Genomic DNA, 19616 nt, shown 5'->3' on the forward strand with positions numbered 1-19616 from the left:
GGTCATGTCAGCAGTCGAACAGCCCCCCGCAGCTAAACCCGGCCCGTCACTGGTCATCCAGATCGGCATCTTGCTGATGATGACCTCGGCGGCCATCGGCATGGGCTGGCTGTCCGGCGGCTATCTCAAGGGCGAAGCCAAGCCGGCCGAACAGGTGGCGGCCGACACTGTCAAACCGCCTGCGCCCGCCAAGGAGGGCGGCGAGCCCGCAGCTGCCAGCACGCTGGTGCAACTCCCCACCATCACCGCAAATCTCGCAGCACCCGACACCATGTGGGTGCGCCTCGAGGTCTCGCTGGTGCTCGACGCGCCGCAGCCGCCCGAGCTCGCCGAACGCGTCCACCAGGACCTGCTCGCCTTCGTGCGCACGCTGAGGATCCATCAGATCCAGGGCGCCAGCGCTTTCCGTCATCTCAAGACCGACCTCGACGAACGCGCCGCGATCCGCAGCGACGGTCACGTCAAGGAAGTCCTGATCAGAACGTTGCTGTTTGAATGAAAAAGTTCCTGGCCACCGCAGCCATCCTCGCGGGCACCGCCCTGCCCGCGGGCGCGCAGCAGCTTGACCTGAGCGCGCTGGGCAACACCGACGGCGCAACCATCGGCTACATCATCCAGATGTTCGGCCTGCTGACCGTCTTGTCGGTGGCGCCGGGCCTGTTGATCATGGTGACGAGCTTCACGCGCTTCATCATCGCGTTTTCGATCCTGCGTACCGGCATCGGCCTGCAGTCGACGCCTGCCAACCTGATCCTCATCTCGCTGTCGCTGTTCATGACCTTCTACGTCATGGCGCCGACCTTCGATCAGGCCTGGCAAAACGGCGTCAAGCCGCTGATGGACAACCAGATCACCCAGACCGAGGCGGTAGATCGCATCTCCGATCCGTTCCGCACCTTCATGATGCGCAACGTCCGCGACAAGGACTTCAACCTGTTCGCCGACCTCGCCCGCGAGCGCGGCCAGACCGTGTCGGAAGACAAGGTCGACCTGCGCATCCTGGTTCCGGCCTTCATGATCTCGGAGATCCGCCGCGGTTTTGAAATCGGCTTCCTGATCGTGCTGCCCTTCCTGGTCATCGACCTGATCGTCGCCACCATCACCATGGCCATGGGCATGATGATGCTGCCGCCCACGGTCGTGTCACTGCCGTTCAAGATATTGTTCTTCGTCCTCATCGACGGCTGGAACCTGCTCGTCGGTTCCCTTGTGCGATCTTTCACCTAGATCACCGCGCGTCCGCTACGGGCGCGCGAAAGGCACCATCCACAAACGCCCGCGCCATCGCGGGCGTTTGTGCATCTTCGAAGCACTATTTCAAAAGAAATCAGCAGGTTAATGCGGGTTAACCATACCTCTTAGAGCTTTGGTAGCAACTATCCGCCAGATTGCCGGACATGGCGGGTGACCTTCCTTGAAGCGCTCATGGGCATGATGCCTCTCCGCCATACCGGCCGATCCGGTATGTCCCTGTACATTTCGCATTTTTAGGGGCGTTTTTCCCATGTCTTCCATCAATACCAATGCTTCGGCAATGACCGCGCTGCAGACTCTCGCTGCAACCAACAAGAACCTCGCCACGACCCAGTCGCGCATTGCCACCGGTTTCCGCGTCGCCGAAGCGTCCGACAACGCCGCTTATTGGTCGATCGCCACCACCATGCGTTCGGACAACAAAGCCAACTCGGTTGTTCAGGACTCGCTCGGCCTGGGCGCCGGCAAGGTCGATACGGCCTACACCGCCATGAACAAGGCCATTGAAGTTACCGACAACATCAAGAAGAAGATCATTTCGTCGATCGGCGCCAGCCCTGCTGACAGAACCAAGAATCAGAGTGACATCAAGGTCATGGTGGAGCAGCTCAAGGGCATCGCCGTGGGCGCGACCTATGCTGGCACCAACATGCTCGCCTCTGGCACCGCGGGTTCGGCCACTGGCTTCCAGGTTGTCTCGTCCTTCAACCGCGACGCGGCCGGCGTCGTCACGGTCGGCAAGATCAGCGTGGACACCACGAACATCAAGCTCACTGACGCTACTGGCACTGCCGCTGGTGCCGATCTTCTCACCAACGTTCTGTCGGTGGATGTTGCTGCCGCTGCCGACGACACTGCTCTGGCAACCCTGCTGACCGGCGTCGAAGGAGCTCTGACCAAGATGATTTCGGGCGCGTCCGAACTCGGCGCAGCCAAGTCGCGCATCGACATGCAGAAGGACTTTGGTTCGAGCCTGATGGATTCGATCGACCGTGGCGTCGGCCAGCTCGTCGATGCCGACATGAACAAGGAATCGACCCGTCTGCAGGCTCTTCAGGTCCAGCAGCAGCTCGGCATCCAGGCTCTGTCGATCGCCAACTCCAATACCCAGTCGATCATGTCGCTCTTCCGCGGCTAATCAGCCATCGTCGAAGATCGGCTTTGATCTTCGAATAGCAGCTAAGAGCCGTCTCAGGCGCTTGCGCTAGAACGGGCCGCACCCCAGGGTGCGGCCCGTTTTCGTTTTAAAGCGCAGCTGCCACCGGCCAGACGAGCCTGGCGCAAGCCATCCTCTACAGAAGTACCCCCGCGTCAGAAGGCGGATCATAGTTGAATCCTCCGACGCTCTTAATCCGCCGTTAACCACGAAGCTCTAGTTATGGTTAACCAATTGCCATGCGGTTCGACTGCCCCGGGCGCAACGAACGGCATCCGCGACCGGTACGCAGCCGCATGCAGCGGCGGGGTTTTCACAGAGGGGGCTTTATTCGATGTCCAGTATCATGACCAACGCTTCGGCGATGACGGCACTCCAGAGCCTTAGCGCCACCAACAAGGCGCTTCAGACCACGCAAGGGCGCATTTCGACCGGCCTTCGCGTCGCCGAAGCGTCCGACAACGCTGCTTACTGGTCGATCGCGACCACCATGCGTTCTGACAACCAGGCCAACTCGGTCGTGCAGGACTCGCTCGGGCTTGGTTCCGGCAAGGTCGACACCGCCTACACCGCCATGAACAAGGCCATTGAAGTCACGGACAATATCAAAAAGAAGGTCGTTTCGTCGATCGGCGCCAGCCCCGCTGACAGAGCCAAGAATCAGAGTGACATCAAAGTCATGGTGGATCAGCTCAAGGGTATCGCCATGGGTGCGACCTATGCCGGCACCAACATGCTCGCCTCCGCTACCGCGGGTTCGGCAACTGGCTTCCAGGTTGTATCGTCCTTCAACCGCGACGCGGCCGGCGTCGTCACGATCGGCAAGATCAACATAGACACGACGAACATCAAGCTCACTGATGCTACTGGCACTGCCGCAGGTGCCGATCTTCTCACCAACGTTCTGACGGTAGACGTTGCCGCCGCTGCCGACGACGCTGCTCTGGCAACGTTGCTGACCAATGTCGAAGGCGCTTTGGGTAAGATGATTTCGGGCGCCTCCGAACTCGGCGCTGCCAAGTCGCGCATCGACATGCAAAAGGATTTCACGTCCAAGCTGATGGACTCCATCGACCGCGGCGTCGGCCAGCTCGTCGATGCCGACATGAACAAGGAATCGACCCGCCTGCAGGCGCTCCAGGTGCAGCAGCAGCTCGGTATCCAGGCGCTGTCGATTGCCAACTCGAACTCGCAAAGCATCCTGGCGCTGTTCAAGGGCTGATCGGCCGCTCTCTGAACCAGCGACATCTATTTGCCATGGGCCGCGCATCTTGCGCGGCCCATATCATTTTCGCGCAAGCTTCGCGGTCTAGGGTCTGCCGGATAGTTTTGCGGGGAACCTACGCACGTGCCTGAACAGCTACAGAGCATAGTCGCCAATCTCAGGAGTTTCGGCCCACGCCGGCTCGCCATTCTGGGTGGCATCGCAGCGCTGGTCCTCGCCGTCATCGGCGTGGCGTCCGTCTATCTCAACCGTCCGGCCTACGAGACTCTTTATGTCGGGCTCGAACGCTCCGACGTGAACCAGATCGGCATGGTGCTCGGCGAGGCCGGCATCGGCTTCGACGTCGCCTCCGACGGCACCACTGTTCTGGTTCCCGCCGGCAAAACCTCGCAGGCGCGCATGCTGCTTGCCGAAAAGGGGCTGCCCACCAGCGCCAACGGCGGTTACGAACTCTTCGATAATGTCGGCTCGCTCGGCCTCACCTCCTTCATGCAGCAAGTCACCCGCGTGCGTGCATTGGAAGGCGAGATCGCCCGCACCATCCAGTCGATCTCCGGCATCAAGGCTGCCCGCGTCCACATCGTCATGTCCGAACGCGCCAACTTCCGCCGCGACGAGCAAAAGCCGTCCGCCTCGGTGGTCATCCGCGCCTCCAGCTTGGATGCCGACAAGAGCGCCATGTCGATCCGCCATCTCGTCGCCGCAGCCGTCCCCGGGCTCGACGCAGAACGCGTGACGGTGCTCGATTCGAGCGGCAATCTGCTTGCAGCCGGCGATGACCCCAGCAATTCCAGTGCCGCCCGCTCCATCGGCGTCGAGCGCACCGTCGAGACCCAGATCGAAGACAACATCCGCCGCGCGCTTTCTGCCTATCTCGGCCCGGACAATTTCCGCGCCAGCGTCAAGGCCGACGTCAACACCGATACGCGTCAGACCGATGAGACCATCTTCGATCCGGAATCGCGCGTCGAACGCTCCGTCCAGGTCGTGCGCGCCAATGAAGCCAGCAACCAGAAGCAGTCGTCCACGCCAGCCACCGTCGAACAGAACCTGCCTGACGCCGAAGCAGGTGCCGCAACCGACGGCCCGCAGTCGAATTCAAACAGCGACCGCAAGGAAGAGATCACCAATTACGAGATGAACTCGAAGCGTATCGCCACCGTCTCGAATGGCTATTCGGTGACCAAGATGTCGATCGCCGTCGTCGTCAACCAGCAGCGCCTGGCCACCATCCTTGGCAAGGACGCGACGCCGGAAGCCATCGCCGCGCGTGTCGCCGACATCCAGAAGATGGTGACCTCGGCCACCGGCTTCGACGAAAAGCGCGGCGACCTGATCAACGTCTCGGCGGTCGAGTTCATCGACGGCCTCGACGGCGAAGCGATCGCAAGCCCCGGGGCCCTCGCTTCCGTCGGCCAGCATGCCGGCACGCTGATCAATGCCGCAGCCTTCATCGTCGTTGTCTTCCTCGTCGCCTTCTTCGGCTTGCGGCCGATGGCGGCAGCACTTTCCAAGCCAGCCACTGCGGCCATCGCCGGACCGAGCTTCGATGAAGTGCAGCGTTCGTTGCCGACGCCCGATGCGTCGGCTGAGGCGGAGGCGCAGGCCGCCCTGCCCGGATCACGGCCCAGCAACGCCATCGACGATCTGCGCAACAAGCTGCGTCCCGCCCCGCAGGACCGCCTCGCCCGCATGGTCGACATCAATGAAGAGCGCACCGCACTGATCCTGCGCAAATGGGCTGCCAAGGAGGTAGCCGCCTGATGTCGATTGCAGCGCTTTTCGAAAGGCTGACCGATTTCGCGCCGTTGGCTCCCAACGGGCCCGACCTCGAAACGCCGGCCGCAAATACTTACCCCAAGGCCGTGCCTGATCCGGACATCCCGGCGATCGTCGCCGAGGCCGTCGCCCAGGCCGAGGCCGGGTTGGCCGCGCGCCTGAGCGAGGCGCATGAGGCGGCCCTCGAAGCCGAGCGCCAGCGCCATGCCGCCGAGATCGCCGAGCTCGGCGCCCGCTTCGGTGCCGATGCAGGTTCTGCCATCGCCATGCGCATCGGCGAGATGGAGACCCGCCTCGTCCATCTCTCCACCGATGCCGCCGCCCGCATTGTCGCCGGCCTGGTCAGCGACGACATCCGCAGCCGCTCCATCGACGCCCTGGCCAATGCCGTCATATCGGCCTGCGCCGACCGCGATGCGGTGCGCATCAAGGTCAGCGGCCCGCAGTTCCTGTTCGACGCGCTGGCAACGGCCCTGGGCGAGCGCGCCGCCAATGTCGACTTCATCGAGGCCACAGGCTTCGATCTCAGCGTCTCGATCGACGACAACCTGTTTGAGACCCGTCTCGGCGAATGGTCTTCGGCCCTTTCCGAGACCTTGCCATGACTGCCACTGACGGCGGCGAGCCGCGCCACGAGATCATCATCGTCCGGCGTGCCCATTCCGATCACGATGAAGGCCACCACGGCGGTGCCTGGAAGATCGCCTTCGCCGACTTCATGACGGCGATGATGTGCTTCTTCCTGGTCATGTGGCTGATCAGTGCCGCTAACGAACAGACCAAGGCGGCCGTCGCGAGCTATTTCAATCCGGTCAAGCTTGTCGACCGCAACGCCAGTCGCAAGGGGCTCGAAGAGCTTGGCGACGGCCCCAACTCCGTTGGCCTGACGGCCGAGACCCCGCAGGAAGCCTCGGGCAAGGCCGGCACCGACGGCCGCGGCAATGCCGGCCCGTCGACCGAGAAGAATTCGGCCGACTCCGCCGATTCCGTCAAGCGTTCAGACGATCACCTGTTCAACGACCCCTATGCCGTTCTCGCCGAGATCGCCCAGGAGACCGGCACCAAGGCCAATGTCTCCGAACGCGGCGAAGGCGGAGCGCAAAGTGCCGGGCCATCGAGTGGTGCTACCGGCGGTGAAGCCTATCGCGATCCCTTCGCACCCGATTTCTGGACCGAGCAGGTCGCAACACCCGCGGCCGAGGCCAGCGCCGAGCGCGCCGCGATCGAAGGCGATCCGGCAAAGCCGGGCGACAAGACCGCGCGCTCTGACACGTCGGAGCCTGTGAAGGCCGCCGAGCCCTCGTCCAAGGCAGCCGAACAAGCAACACCCCTTGCCCGTGAAAGCGCCAAGCCCGGCGATGCCCCCAAATCGGAGCCGACCGAAACCGTAGCCGACAAGCCCAAGGACGATAAGCCGAGCAAGGACACCATCAAGGACGCCGACGCCATCAGGCGCGAACTCGCCGAGGCCATCAAGTCGGGCCCAAACCTGCCCGACGGCGTCTCGGTCGTCGCCACCGACAGGGGCGTCGTCATCTCGGTTACCGAGCAGTTCAACTTCGGCATGTTCGAGATCGGTTCTGCCGTGCCGCGCAAGCAGCTCGTGCTTGCCATGGAAAAGATCGCCAAGACCATCTCGGCCCATGAAGGCCTGGTCTCGATCAACGGCCACACCGATGCCAGGCCGTTCCGCGGCGGCGGCTACGACAATTGGCGCCTGTCCACCGCGCGCGCCCATTCGGCCTATTACATGCTGGCCCGCGCCGGGCTCGACGAGAAGCGCATCGTCGAGGTCGCCGGTTTCGCCGACCGCAAGCTGAAAGACTCGGCTGAGCCCTTTTCGGCCACCAACCGGCGCATTGAAATCCTGCTGGAGAAGCCTCAATGAGGCTGGCGGCGACCCTTTCAGGTGCTGCCCTCATCGCCCTGCTGGTTGCGGGCGTGCCCGGGCGCGCCATGGCCAGCGAAGCGCCAGCACTAGAACCCTACCAGCTCGTGCGCTGCTTGCAGCTCTTGCAGGACCGCATTGCCGGTGGCGACCAGGCTTCGCTGCCGCTGCAGCGCCGCCTGCTCGAAATGACCGACGAGCGCATGCGCACGGCCAGTACAGCCGCATTCAAGAACCCCAAGAATTTTCGCGCCCTGCTCATCTACGCCATGAGCGGCGGCAATCCGCTGACCATCGAACAGGTCTTGTCGCGGCTCACCCTCGACGAGCCCGACCGCGCGCTTGCGCAAGGCATCATCGACTATCTCAGGGGCAAGCCGAAGGGCGCGGTCGAAGCACTCGCCTCGATCGATCCGCTGACGCAGATCTCCGAGCTGGGCGCCTTCCTTGCCCTGGTCAAGGGGTCGGTCAGCATCGCCGATGAACCCGAAAAGGCTATGAAGCTGTTTGACCAGGCTCGCCTTTTGAGCCCTGGCACGCTGGTGGAGGAAGCAGCACTGCGCCGTTCGGTGACGCTCGCCAGCCGGGTGGATGACGGTGGCCGCTTCCTGCGCACCTCGACCCAATATGTCCGCAACTATCTGCGCTCACCCTATGCCAGCCAGTTCGCCGATGCCTTTGTCGCTGGCGTCGTCACCTTGCACGCCTCGGTCAATCTCGACTCGATTGCCGAGATCACGGCGATGATGGATGCCGAGCAAGAGAAGGTCGTCTATCTCCGTATCGCCCGTCGCGCTGCGATCGACGGCCTGACCGAGCTCTCGGCGTTCGCGGCCGCCAGGGCCGAGCAAGGCCGCGACGGCAGCAACAACACCGACCCGCGTGCCCAGCTCTATTCCGGGCTTTCGGCGGTCACGTCAGGCAATGCTGCCGACATGCTGGGCATGCTTGGCGGTATCGACCGCGACAAGCTGTCCAAGGGTGACCGCGCTTTGCTCGACGCCGTTGAGGCGGTCGCCACCGAAATGACCTCGGCGGTACCGGCCTCGCCGGAAAGCAAGCCGAAACCAATTGACATCGAGGATCTGCCGCCAGCACCGCTCGACCTTGCATCGCCTCCGGCCGATCCGATGGTTCCCGATGCCGTCGAAGAGGCGGCTCCCGCGGCACAGCCAATGCCCGCGTTCCAGGAACCGGCGATCGCCACGGCACCCAGGGTCGTGCCACTGACCAAGCCAGAACCCGCCGAGGCTGAAGACCCCAAGATCATCGAAGCGCGCCGTACGCTCGAATCCATTGACGAACTTCTCGGAGGCTCTCCCAAATGACCGACGGCATTACCGCTGCGCTGGTGAGCCCGACAGCCAGACATCCATCGGCGGCAGACCGCAGCGCTCCGGCAGGCAACGACGAGCAGGCGGATTTCGGTCGCACCTTGATGTCGCCGCAAAAAGGCGAACGGCAGTCGAAGGAGCAGGCCGCCGACCCGGACGCGTCGCGCGAAAAGGGGCTGCACAAGCTCGCCGAACAGCTCGCCGCGCGTGATCCACGCGTTGCCGATGCCAAGGACGAAACCGATCCGGCCACCACCGAGACGTCGGCGGAAGCCAGCCAGCCCGAAGGTGCTGAACTCCCCGACACGTCGGCCAAGGACGTGACCTCGGCCGACATGTCGGCCGATGCCGCCTTGCCGCTGGTGCTTGCCTTGAGCGAATTGCGAAAGGCGACCAGCCAGCCGGCCAATGCAGGCTTGGCCGATGCTGCTGACGCCGAGGCCAGCGATGTCGCAGCAACGCCCGGCGGCGACATGACCGACACCGAGCGTTCTGCTCTGGTCGTGAGCAGCGCGTCAGCGCGTGCGGCCTCCGCCGGTTCGGCTTTGCCACCCGGCATGGCACCCATGTCTGAAACACCTGTCACAGCGCAGTCCGCCACGGCGGGCGCGGCAAGCACGGAAACTGCCGAAGCCGACAAGCCGGCACGCCCGACACCCGCAAAACAGGCCGAGCAGCCCACCGCTGCAAGCCGAGTCAGCGTCATATCAGAGCAAGCCATCCCGGCTCCTGCCGCCTCCGGTGCCAACAGCACGGCAGGCGCACTCGCCCTTGCCATCGCCTCCGACGCAACGCGCCACACCGCAGCCGCAAGTGCGGTCCAGCAGCTCCAGGCCAGCACCACAAATGCGCCCGCCGCACAGGTCCTCAAGATCCAGCTGCGTCCGGTCGAGTTGGGCATGGTTACAGCCAATTTGCGCCTGGCCGGAGAGCAACTCTCGATTGAAATCGAAGTTGAAAATGCCGAAGCCTATCATCGGCTTTCCGCCGACCGCGAAGCGATCAATACAGCGCTGCGCGGCCTCGGATTCGATGTCGATCGCGTCACCATCCTTCAACCGCAATCGGGGCAACCACGCAGTGACGGCGGTGCCCCATCCGGCGGTGCCAGCGGTCGCGACCAACCGTCCTTCCAGTCGGACGGAACAGGTAGCGAAGGTGGCAATTCAGGCAATGGACGTCCTGGCGGGAGATCGGCAAATGAAGAAGGTAACGCGCACAACATCTCGCCGCCTCGCACTGATCGCCCTGGCAGCAGCCGCTATATCTAGTGCTGCAACTGGCCTGGCCTTAGCCGCTGCAAATCCTTGCGAGCCAGAGATCCTGCGCGCCGCCGACCGCTATGGCGTGCCGGTCGGCATCCTCTACGCAGTCGGCCTGACGGAGACTGGCAAGAAGGGCAGTCTGCAACCCAACGCATTGAATATAGAAGGAAAAGCAGTTTTTCCCAGAAACGAGACCGAGGCTCTCGCGGCCTTTGAAGCTGCCCGCAGCGAAGGCAAGACCCTGATCGATCTCGGCTGCATGCAGATAAACCACCGCTATCACGCGGCCGAGTTTCGTTCAGTCCGCGACATGCTCGACCCCCGTCGCAATGTCGACTACGCCGCGCGCTTTCTGGTCAGTCTTCACAGCCGCCACGAGTCCTGGTCGATGGCCGTCGCCCGCTATCACGCCGGCCCAAACAACGACCCCGCTCAGAAGCGTTATGTCTGCCGCGTCATCACCAATATGGTCGCCACCGGCTTCGGCCGCTGGACCGAAAACGCCCGGAATTTCTGCAACCCCTAGGCGGCCCACGCCATATTGAACCGGTCACGGGCCGAGACACCCGCCGTCCTCAAAGCGCTGAATCCGGATGCACGCATGTCGTGCAGCCGGTTCAACCCATGCGATTCCTGACTCCCCAAAAAATAGCGGCAAGAATTCACGATTGGTCGCCTTCGTCTCGACCCATTACCGATTGGTTAACGGGGCATTTATTTCTGATTCGGAAGGCGGGGCCGATGATTGTTGTTGTCGACGAGCGAGAGCTCGTCACCAAAGGATATAATTCACTTTTTGACCGGGAAGGTGTGGCTTGCGCGGGTTTCCGCTCCGGCGAATTCGGCGAATGGGTCACCAGCGCTCCTGAGGAAGATCTGCGTTCGGTTCGCGCCTTCCTTATCGGCGACTGCAGCGAGGGTTTGATTTCTCCTCGTCAGTTGCGGGACCGCTCCAAGGCGCCGGTCATCGCGCTCAGCGAGCAGAACAATCTCGAAAACACGCTCAAGCTTTTCGAATCCGGCGTCGACGACGTCATTCGCAAGCCTGTCCATATCCGCGAGATCCTGGCCCGCATCTCGGCGATCCGCCGCCGCGCCCAGGAAGACACCGGCTTCACCGAGATCGGCGCCATGCGCATCTTCATGGATGGCCGCGACCCCGAGATCCATGGCGAGCCAATGCCGCTGCCGCGCCGCGAGCGCCGCATCCTGGAATATTTGGCAAGCAACAGCGGTCGTCGCGTCACCAAGACCCAAGTCTTCAACGCAATCTACGGCGTGTTCGACGAAGAAGTCGAAGAGAATGTCGTCGAGAGCCACATCTCCAAGCTGCGCAAGAAGCTGCGCGAGCGTCTTGGCCACGACCCGATCGATTCCAAACGTTTCCTCGGTTACCGGCTGGTCGTCTGATCAGCCTCGCGCAAGACATGCCGCGTAGCTTCCCTATCGTGGCATGAGATTTGAGGAGACCATCGATGAGCCTTTACGGAATGATGCGAACCGGTGTTTCGGGCATGGCTGCCCAAGCAAACCGGCTGTCGACGGTCGCCGACAACATCGCGAACTCGAGCACGACCGGCTACAAGCGCGCCTATACCGAATTCTCGTCGCTGGTTCTGCCCAGCACGCCCGGCAGCTACAATTCCGGCGGCGTCACCACCAACGTGCTGAATTCGATTAGCAAGCAGGGCGCGCTGCAATACACCACGTCGACCACAGACCTTGCTGTCGACGGCAACGGCTTCTTTGTCGTCCGCGACGCATCAGGCTCGCCTTTCCTGACACGGGCCGGCTCCTTCGTTCCCGACGGCCAGGGCCGCCTGATCAATTCCGCCGGCTACCAGCTGATGGGCTACAGTTACGCCAACGGCGTTCCGGCTGCCACTGCCAACGGCTTTGAAGGCCTTGTGCCGGTCCAGATTTCCGCCACCGAACTGACCGCGCTGCCGACCAAGAACGGCATCTTCACAGCCAACCTGCCGAGCGATGCTGCCGTTGTGGCCCCGCCCCTTCCGAGCGGCAACGCCGCAGGCGCGACCTACACCGCGAAATCCTCGATGGTGGTCTACGACAATCTCGGCGGCAAGAAAATACTTGACGTTTACTACACCAAGACAGGCGCCAATACTTGGGATGTGGCCGTCTTCGACCAGTCGAAGGCAGCAACGGGCACCTCGTCGTTCCCCTACGCCGCAGGCGGTCTCCTCGACAGTGACTCCCTCACATTCGACGGCACCACCGGCAAGCTGACCGCCGGGGGCACTTTGTCGTTCACCGTGCCCGGTGGCGCGCCGATGACCCTCGACATGTCGAAAATGACCCAGCTCGCCTCGCCATACACGGTCACCAAGGCTGTGACCGACGGTAACGGTCCGAGCACGATCGAGCGCGTCCAGTTCGATACCGACGGCACCATGTACGCTCAATACGCCGACGGCTCGATGAAGCCGCTGTTCAAGATTCCGCTGGCCGACGTGGCGAGCCCTGACCGGCTCATCCAGAAGTCGGGCAACGTCTTCTCGCAAGGCGCCGACTCCGGCGATGTCCAGATCGGCTTCGCCGATGCGGGCGGCCGCGGCAAGATGGTCTCCGGCGCTGTCGAGAACTCCAACGTCGATATCGCCGAGGAACTCACCGCCATGATCGAGTCCCAGCGCAACTACACCGCCAATTCCAAGGTCTTCCAAACCGGAGCGGACCTCATGGATATCCTCGTCAACCTGAAGCGATAGGACTGACGGGCCTCATTCCGCGAAAGATCCAGCATGTCGTTGTCATCTGCCCTTAGCATCGCTCAATCTGCGCTTCGCAACACGTCGCGGCAGACCAGCACCGTCTCCCGCAATGTCGCGGATGCATCGAACCCCGATTACGCGCGCCGCACGGCGGTGCTCACCAGCACCGGTCCCGGTGCGCGCGTCATCGAGATACAGCGGGCGACCAACGAACTTCTGTTTCGCCAAAACCTATCAGCTCTGGCCGACTTCTCCGGCCAGAACACGCTCTTCGAAGGCCTGCAGAAGCTGGCCCTCGACGTCAACGGCTCCGACAACAAGAGTTCGCCAGCGGCCGTGCTTGGCAAATTCCAGCAGGCGCTGCAGCTTTATGCGGCGGCACCTTCCAATGAAAACCTCGGCACGGCGGCGATCGATGCCGCCCGCCAGGTCGTGCGCTCGCTGAACGATGGCACCGATGCCATCCAGAAGATCCGCACCGAGGCGGATGGCGAAATCGCCACCGCGGTCGATGACCTCAACACCTTGCTGGCCGACTTCGAGCAGGCCAACAAGCTCATCATGACCGGCACGCGTACCGGGCGCGACGTCAACGATTCCCTCGACCAGCGCGATGCCATCTTGAAGAAGATTTCCGAGATCGTGCCGATCTCGACCTTCAAGCGTGGCGACAACGACATGGTCATCACCACGACCTCGGGCGCAACCCTGTTCGAGACCGTGCCGCGCGCCGTCACCTTCGAGCAGACGCCTGGCTTTGCGCCCGGCATGGCCGGCAACAAGATCTATATCGACGGGGTGCCGATCCAGCCAGGCACCGGCGCCAACACCGATGCGGCGGGCAAGCTCGCCGGTCTGGTCCAGCTGCGCGACAGCGTCGCCAACACCATGCAGTCACAGCTCGACGAGACCGCGCGCGGCCTCATCACCGCATTCCGCGAGACGGCTCCCGGCCTCGCCGATCAGGCCGGCCTGTTCACATGGTCGGGCGGTCCAGCGGTTCCGGCGGGCACGCTGATTAATGGTCTCGCGCGCCAGATCAAGATCAATCCGGCTGTTGACCCGACCGTGGGCGGCAATCCGAAGCTTCTGCGCGACGGCGGCATCAACGGCGCCTCCTACGTCGCCAATACAGCCAACAACGCGTCCTACGCCGATCTGCTGATTTCTTACGGCAATCGCATCGACCAACCCATGGTCTTTGACCCTGCTGCCGGCATCACCGCGAACTCGAGCCTCAGCAGCTTCACCACCAATTCGATCGGCTGGTTCGAAGGCATGCGCAAGCAGGCCGATAGCGCGACCCAGACCAAGGAGGCACTGGCAGTTCGTACGGCCGAAGCGCTGTCCAGCGAAACGGGCGTCAATGTCGACATCGAGATGTCGCTGATGCTCGATCTCGAACACGCCTACCAGGCCTCGGCAAGGCTCATGAAGGCTGTCGACGAGATGCTCAGTGCCCTGTTGGCAGCGGTGAGGTAGCGCAATGAAAACCACCTTCGTTTCCACTTCGGCCGTTACCAACGCGCTGCGCTATTCGATGATGCGCCAGCAGTCGGCGCTCATCAAGGCGCAGAAGGAGGCCACCACCGGCTTCGTCGCCGACACCGGGCTGGCGCTTGGCGCCCGCACGGCACAGTCGGTCGCCTTGAACCGCGACCACGAACGTTTGGGTGGCATCGTCGATTCCAACGCCCTGGTGTCGTCGCGCCTGTCGATGACTCAGGAGTCACTCAAGCAGCTCGGCAAGTCGGCCCAGACCTTGCTTTCCAGCTTGACCACGAGTTCCTCCAGCGACACCACCTATGGTCAGACCCGGGACGCCGCGCGCTCCACGCTCGCCACCATGACCTCGGTGCTCAACACCAGCTACAACGGCGAATATCTGTTTGCCGGCACCAACACCGACGTCAAGCCGTTCAACGATTTCAAGCCGGGCTCGCCGGGCAAGGTGGCGTTTGACACTGCCTTCCAGACCCATTTCGGCTTCACGCAGAACGACCCGGCCGCCAAGAACATCACCGCTGCCCAGATCGACAGCTTCATGACCACCAAGGTCGAGCCTATGTTCCTCGGCGCGGGCTGGCAGGGTACGTTTTCGAATGCCACCGATCAGGGCATCACCAGCCGCATCACCTTGAACGAGACGACCGAAAGCTCGGTCAGCGCCAATGAGATGGGCATCCGCAAGATCGCGATGATCTCGGCGGTCATGGGCGACCTGCTCGATAGCAATGTCGGCAACGAGGCCCGCGCGGCACTCGTCGACCGAAGCATCGCGACCATAGGCGTGGCCGTCAGCGACATCGGCCAGTTGGAAGCAAGGACCGGCATCGTCCAGCAGCGCGTCAGCACCGCCACCGAGCGGCTGGAAATGCAGAAGGACCTCTACGAAGGCTACATCCTCAAATCCGAGGGCGTGAACCCCGAACGGGCGGCGACACGTGTTACCGATCTCATCTCGATGATCGAAAAGTCCTACGCACTGACCGCCCGGATTCAGCAGCTTAGCCTGATGAAATTCCTCTGACCTGACGGCAACGAACGGGACGCATATGTATCAATTCTCCTATGCCGATATCCAGGATGACTCGGTCGCCGAGGCCAAGGATCGCGAACGCCAGCTCCTTAGCCGCTCGATCGATCTTTTGACCAAGGCAAGCGAAGTCGGGCCCAATTCCAGGGAAGCCATCGACGCGCTGATGTTCACCAACCGTGTGTGGACGTCGCTGCTGGACGACCTCGGCAGCCCCGAAAACGCGCTGCCCAAGGAGCTGCGCGCCAACCTCATCTCCATCGGCCTTTGGCTGCTGCGCGAGTGCGAAGACATCCGCCAGGGCCGCACCAACAATTTCGAAGGCCTGATCGAGGTCTCGCAGATCATCCGCGACGGCATCCAATGAAAAACACGCTGAAGATCTCGCTGAAGGCCAACGAAAAGATCTACATCAACGGTGCTGTCGTCCGCATCGACCGCAAGGCGGCGCTTGAGCTGCTCAACGACGCGCAGTTCCTGCTCGAAAGCCATGTCCTGCAGCCCGAGCAGGCCTCGACACCGTTGCGCCAGCTCTACTTCATCCTGCAGGTGATGCTTGTTGATCCCCAGGGGGCCGTCGAGGCGCGCGACATGTTCCGCCGCTCGCTGCCGCTCCTGCTCGCCACCTTCGACGATGCCGAGATCCTTTCGAGCCTCAAGCACATCGACCGCCTCGTCTCCGAAGACCATGTCTACGAGGCGTTGAAGACGCTCCGTTCTCTCTACCCCCTCGAACAGCGCGCCATGGCCGGCAACGACCAGCAGCCAGCCGAACGCTCAATCGCCGCCGGAGGCACTTTCTGATGCCCATCGACTTCACCACCACCCCGCCCGTCGGCGCCAACACCGGCACCAAGTCGTCGTCCGGCGCCAAGGCCGCTGTCGATTACCAGTCCTTCCTCAAGCTGCTCATGGCGCAGATGAAGAACCAGGACCCGACCAAGCCGATGGACTCGACCGAATACGTCGCCCAGCTCGCCACCTTCTCCCAGGTCGAGCAGTCGGTGCAGATGAATTCGCGGCTCGACCAGATCCTGCAGTCCTCCGCGCTCGCCCAGGCCGACGCGCTGATCGGGCGCACGGTCACATCAGCCGATGGCAAGACCTCAGGCAAGGTCGCCGAAGTGCGTCTCGCCAAGGACGGCGTCATTGCCGTGCTCACCGACGGCAAGCAGGTCACCATGGCGCCCGGCGTCACCGTCAAGGCTTCGGCCGCGTGAACGAAGCCGACGCGCTCGACCTGGTCCAGTTCGCCATCTGGACCGTGCTGACCGCGTCTGCGCCGGCGGTGGCGGCGGCGATGCTGGTCGGCGTCGGCATCGCCTTGATCCAGGCCCTGACCCAGATCCAGGAAATCACCCTCACCTTTGTGCCCAAGATCGTCGCCATCTTCCTGGTGGTGGCGCTCACTGGCCCGTTCATCGGCGCCCAGATTTCGAGCTTCACCAACGTCATCTTCGAGCGCATCGAAAACGGCTTCTAACCCGGACTGTGCGGACCTTGGCCTGGGCTCGCGCCGTTTCAGGTCAGGCCGAGCCGAAAATGGTGGATGCCGAGAACCGGAGCGGAGCGTACATTCGAGTACGTGAGCACCGGAAGCGCAGGTATCCGCCATTTGCAGACCGGCCTCACCTGAAACCCACCGGGGACCGCAGCCGAAACCGTTGCTGGACCATGTCAGTTCCAGATAAATCGGTTCACCCCGCCCCCTGATCATGGTCTAGTCGTCCAACAACGATTCATTCAACGGGGGCACCCGGCCCAGCCGGCTTCAACGCATGGACGACGACCACCAGTACGAGCAGGGTTCAGCACTCGAGCCGTTCAAGCACGGCATCTTCCGCTCCGTCTGGTTCGCCAGCCTGGCGTCGAATTTCGGCAGCCTGATCCAGTCGGTCGGCGCCGCCTGGCTGATGACCTCGATCGCCACCTCGTCCGACATGGTGGCCCTGGTCCAGGCTTCGATATCGCTGCCGATCATGCTGTTTTCGCTGGCATCGGGCGCGCTTGCCGACAGCTACGACCGCCGCCGCGTCATGCTGACCGCGCAATGCTTCATGTTTGCCGTCTCTGCGCTGCTGACGCTGGCCGCCTATCTCGGTCTGATCACGCCGTGGCTTCTGCTCGCCTTCACCTTCCTCATCGGCTGCGGCACGGCCCTCAACAACCCGTCCTGGCAGGCATCGGTCGGCGACATGGTGCCCCGTCCGGTCATGCCGGCGGCGGTCGCGCTCAACTCGATGGGCTTCAACATGACGCGCAGCGTCGGCCCGGCTATCGGCGGCATCATCGTCGCCACCGCAGGTGCTGCGGCCGCCTTCGCCGTCAACACGCTGAGCTACTTCGCGATCATCTTCGTTCTGTTCCGCTGGCGTCCGCAATATCCTGCCAACCCGCTGCCGCGCGAAACCCTCGGCCAGGCCATGGGAGCGGGCCTGCGTTATGTCGCCATGTCGCCCAACATCGGCAAGGTGCTTCTGCGCAGCTTCGCCTTCGGCTTCACTGCCGTCGTCATCCAGGCGCTTTTGCCGCTGGTTGCCCGCGACCTCGTCGCTGGCGGCCCGCTCACCTACGGTGTCATGCTCGGTGCCTTCGGCATCGGCGCAGTCGGGGGTGCGCTGATTTCCGGCCGCATCCGCCGCAGCATGTCGAGCGAAGCCATCGTGCGTTCGGCCTTCCTCGGCTTTGCCCTGTGCAGCTGGATCGCCGCCTGGAGCTCGAACGCCTGGGTAACCAGCGCAGGCCTGCTCATCGGCGGTGCCTGCTGGGTGCTGGCGCTTTCGCATTTCAACATCACCGTGCAAATGTCGACGCCGCGCTGGGTCGTCGGACGGGCGCTGTCGATCTACCAGATGGCAACCTTCGGTGGCATGGCGCTCGGCAGCTGGATCTGGGGTCTCGTCGCCGAAAGCAACGGCGCAGCGACAGCCCTGATCGCCGCCGGCATCGTCATGCTGGTCGGTGCTGCGATTGGCTTCCTGCTGCCGCTACCAGAGCATACCGCTCTCAACCTCGACCCGCTCAACCGTTTTCGCGAACCGCATCTGGCGCTCGATGTCAGGCCCCGCAGCGGCCCCATCGTCATTACGATCGAATTCATCATCCGCGAGGAAGACGTCAGCGCCTTCCTCGACGCCATGACCGAACGCCGCCGTGTCCGCCGCCGAGACGGCGCGCGCAACTGGACGCTGTCACGCGACCTCGAAAACCCGGAAATCTGGGTCGAGAGCTACCACACGCCGACCTGGCTCGAATATATCCGCCACAACCAACGCGCCACCCACGCCGACGCCGTCATCGGCGACAAGCTCAGGGCACTGCACAGCGGCGCCCAGCCGCCACGCGTCCACCGCCTCATCGAGCGCCCCACCAGCCTCGCCGCAGCCCTTGGCACCCACAAGGGCCACATCGAACTGCATTGAGGATTGGACAGCCTCATCCCAGTGGCAGGCCGATGTTCCGCCGTACCCGCGGGGCGATCCTCGGGTCTTCGCTTTAATATTAGCATGTTGTAATACTCAAGAGATGGGAGCACCATCAAGATACCGGTCAAGCTGGACCGGAGCCGTTAGTTTGGATCGATGCTTTTCACGATGTGCGTACGCAATGAACGCATTCCCAGGAGGAACCCATCATGGATGTCGTTGTAAGAACTTATACGGGCAAGGGCGCGAAGGAGCTGTTTTCACTGCTGGAAAAGCGCAAGGAAGAAGTTGAAAAGCTTATGCGAGCGGTCAAAGGGTTTGAAAGCTACACTCTGGCCCGCAGTAGTGATGGCGAAGGTGGCCTGTCGATGACAGTATGCCTCGACAAGGCCGGCACCGAAGAGAGTGTCCGCCTTGCCAAAGAGTGGATCTCGAAGAATGCCGCAGGCATTAATGTGGATGCGCCAAAAGTCTCCATGGGATCCATCATCATTCACGCCACAAAGAAGTAGTTTTCAATGATCTTGCCCGGTCGAGCAACCACCCGGCCGGGCTGACCGGGCTACGCGCCCGGGTAACAAAGATAAAGAACAAACCAAAGCGTGGAGAGATTCTCCAGGCCGGCCGAGGAAAACGGCCCCCTCAGTGCCCGTCGAAGGCGATCAGCGTGCGCATGTCGACGCCAACCGCTGCGAGCATCTCGCGTCAGGCGAACTTCCGTTTCGGGTCGAAAGCACACGTTATCCCACAGCTTTACTGTTGCGATAGCGAGTTCAGTTCTCTTCCTGCTCGCCTTGTTACCTGCTTCGTTTTTCCAATGCCTTGTCAGGAAGTCTGTCAGCATGCCGCGTGGATAGCCGTGTGCTCTTTTCCACGCCCTGAAAACCTGCCGTATCATTATCTCGCGATCTTCCACGGGACCCCGGTGCGCACCGGGCTCGGGGGGAAGCGCCGGTGCCGGGCTGGTGGGAGGTCGGTTCTCCTGCTGGGTGATGAGCCCCCAAGCCCGGGCCTTGCGG

The 19616-nt window shown here is 62.8% G+C and carries 20 protein-coding genes; all 20 read left to right on the top strand.

Features of this window, described 5'->3' with window-relative positions; genetic code table 11:
* Positions 1 to 4 precede the first annotated feature (4 nt).
* The 20 genes from AC1DLV_RS19860 to AC1DLV_RS19955 all read left to right on the top strand — a co-directional run bounded on the left by AC1DLV_RS19860 (position 5) and on the right by AC1DLV_RS19955 (position 19109).
* The gene (locus AC1DLV_RS19860; RefSeq protein ID WP_476801644.1) at positions 5 to 499 is read left to right on the top strand and encodes a flagellar basal body-associated FliL family protein; all 495 of its coding nucleotides are present in this window, start codon (positions 5 to 7) and stop codon (positions 497 to 499) included.
* A complete protein-coding gene (gene fliP, locus AC1DLV_RS19865; RefSeq protein WP_476787896.1) occupies positions 496 to 1227 on the top strand; it encodes a flagellar type III secretion system pore protein FliP in 732 nt (243 codons plus the stop codon). Before AC1DLV_RS19860 ends, fliP begins: the two co-directional genes overlap by 4 nt.
* Before the next feature lie 277 nt (positions 1228 to 1504).
* The gene (locus AC1DLV_RS19870) at positions 1505 to 2392 is read left to right on the top strand and encodes a flagellin N-terminal helical domain-containing protein (protein ID WP_476801645.1); all 888 of its coding nucleotides are present in this window, start codon (positions 1505 to 1507) and stop codon (positions 2390 to 2392) included.
* Between the two features lie 352 nt (positions 2393 to 2744).
* A complete protein-coding gene (locus tag AC1DLV_RS19875; RefSeq protein WP_476801646.1) occupies positions 2745 to 3632 on the top strand; it encodes a flagellin N-terminal helical domain-containing protein in 888 nt (295 codons plus the stop codon).
* 126 nt (positions 3633 to 3758) lie between these two features.
* Positions 3759 to 5399, top strand: a complete 1641-nt coding sequence (gene fliF, locus AC1DLV_RS19880) for a flagellar basal-body MS-ring/collar protein FliF (protein WP_476801647.1) — start codon at positions 3759 to 3761, stop codon at positions 5397 to 5399.
* Positions 5399 to 6019: a hypothetical protein gene (locus tag AC1DLV_RS19885; RefSeq protein ID WP_476801648.1), complete on the top strand. Its 621-nt coding sequence runs from the start codon at positions 5399 to 5401 to the stop codon at positions 6017 to 6019. The genes fliF and AC1DLV_RS19885 overlap by 1 nt, the downstream gene beginning before the upstream one ends.
* A complete protein-coding gene (locus AC1DLV_RS19890; protein WP_476801649.1) occupies positions 6016 to 7302 on the top strand; it encodes a MotB family protein in 1287 nt (428 codons plus the stop codon). The genes AC1DLV_RS19885 and AC1DLV_RS19890 overlap by 4 nt, the downstream gene beginning before the upstream one ends.
* Positions 7299 to 8630, top strand: a complete 1332-nt coding sequence (locus AC1DLV_RS19895; protein ID WP_476801650.1) for a chemotaxis protein MotC — start codon at positions 7299 to 7301, stop codon at positions 8628 to 8630. Before AC1DLV_RS19890 ends, AC1DLV_RS19895 begins: the two co-directional genes overlap by 4 nt.
* A complete protein-coding gene (fliK, locus tag AC1DLV_RS19900; RefSeq protein ID WP_476801651.1) occupies positions 8627 to 9907 on the top strand; it encodes a flagellar hook-length control protein FliK in 1281 nt (426 codons plus the stop codon). The genes AC1DLV_RS19895 and fliK overlap by 4 nt, the downstream gene beginning before the upstream one ends.
* Positions 9837 to 10427, top strand: coding sequence for a transglycosylase SLT domain-containing protein (locus tag AC1DLV_RS19905; protein WP_476801665.1), 591 nt, complete (start codon positions 9837 to 9839; stop codon positions 10425 to 10427). Before fliK ends, AC1DLV_RS19905 begins: the two co-directional genes overlap by 71 nt.
* Before the next feature lie 215 nt (positions 10428 to 10642).
* Positions 10643 to 11311 carry a response regulator transcription factor gene (locus AC1DLV_RS19910; protein WP_476801652.1) on the top strand — a complete coding sequence of 223 codons (669 nt, stop codon included), beginning with the start codon at positions 10643 to 10645 and terminating at the stop codon, positions 11309 to 11311.
* Positions 11312 to 11376: 65 nt separating this feature from the next.
* A complete protein-coding gene (locus tag AC1DLV_RS19915; RefSeq protein ID WP_476801653.1) occupies positions 11377 to 12633 on the top strand; it encodes a flagellar hook protein FlgE in 1257 nt (418 codons plus the stop codon).
* A 33-nt stretch (positions 12634 to 12666) separates the two neighbouring features.
* Positions 12667 to 14118: a flagellar hook-associated protein FlgK gene (gene flgK / locus AC1DLV_RS19920; protein ID WP_476801654.1), complete on the top strand. Its 1452-nt coding sequence runs from the start codon at positions 12667 to 12669 to the stop codon at positions 14116 to 14118.
* A 4-nt stretch (positions 14119 to 14122) separates the two neighbouring features.
* Complete coding sequence (locus AC1DLV_RS19925) at positions 14123 to 15166, top strand: flagellar hook-associated family protein (RefSeq protein WP_476801655.1); 1044 nt, start codon at positions 14123 to 14125, stop codon at positions 15164 to 15166.
* 25 nt (positions 15167 to 15191) lie between these two features.
* Positions 15192 to 15539 carry a flagellar biosynthesis regulator FlaF gene (flaF, locus tag AC1DLV_RS19930; protein ID WP_476801656.1) on the top strand — a complete coding sequence of 116 codons (348 nt, stop codon included), beginning with the start codon at positions 15192 to 15194 and terminating at the stop codon, positions 15537 to 15539.
* A complete protein-coding gene (gene flbT / locus AC1DLV_RS19935; protein ID WP_476801657.1) occupies positions 15536 to 15976 on the top strand; it encodes a flagellar biosynthesis repressor FlbT in 441 nt (146 codons plus the stop codon). Before flaF ends, flbT begins: the two co-directional genes overlap by 4 nt.
* A complete protein-coding gene (gene flgD, locus AC1DLV_RS19940) occupies positions 15976 to 16392 on the top strand; it encodes a flagellar hook assembly protein FlgD (RefSeq protein WP_476801658.1) in 417 nt (138 codons plus the stop codon). Before flbT ends, flgD begins: the two co-directional genes overlap by 1 nt.
* Positions 16389 to 16655: a flagellar biosynthesis protein FliQ gene (gene fliQ, locus AC1DLV_RS19945; protein ID WP_067958500.1), complete on the top strand. Its 267-nt coding sequence runs from the start codon at positions 16389 to 16391 to the stop codon at positions 16653 to 16655. The genes flgD and fliQ overlap by 4 nt, the downstream gene beginning before the upstream one ends.
* Positions 16656 to 16950: 295 nt before the next feature.
* A complete protein-coding gene (locus AC1DLV_RS19950; RefSeq protein ID WP_476801659.1) occupies positions 16951 to 18594 on the top strand; it encodes an MFS transporter in 1644 nt (547 codons plus the stop codon).
* Between the two features lie 212 nt (positions 18595 to 18806).
* A complete protein-coding gene (locus tag AC1DLV_RS19955; RefSeq protein ID WP_476801660.1) occupies positions 18807 to 19109 on the top strand; it encodes a hypothetical protein in 303 nt (100 codons plus the stop codon).
* The last annotated feature ends 507 nt before the right edge of the window (positions 19110 to 19616 follow it).

It is taken from the genome of Aminobacter sp. 01T433 (assembly GCF_056398585.1).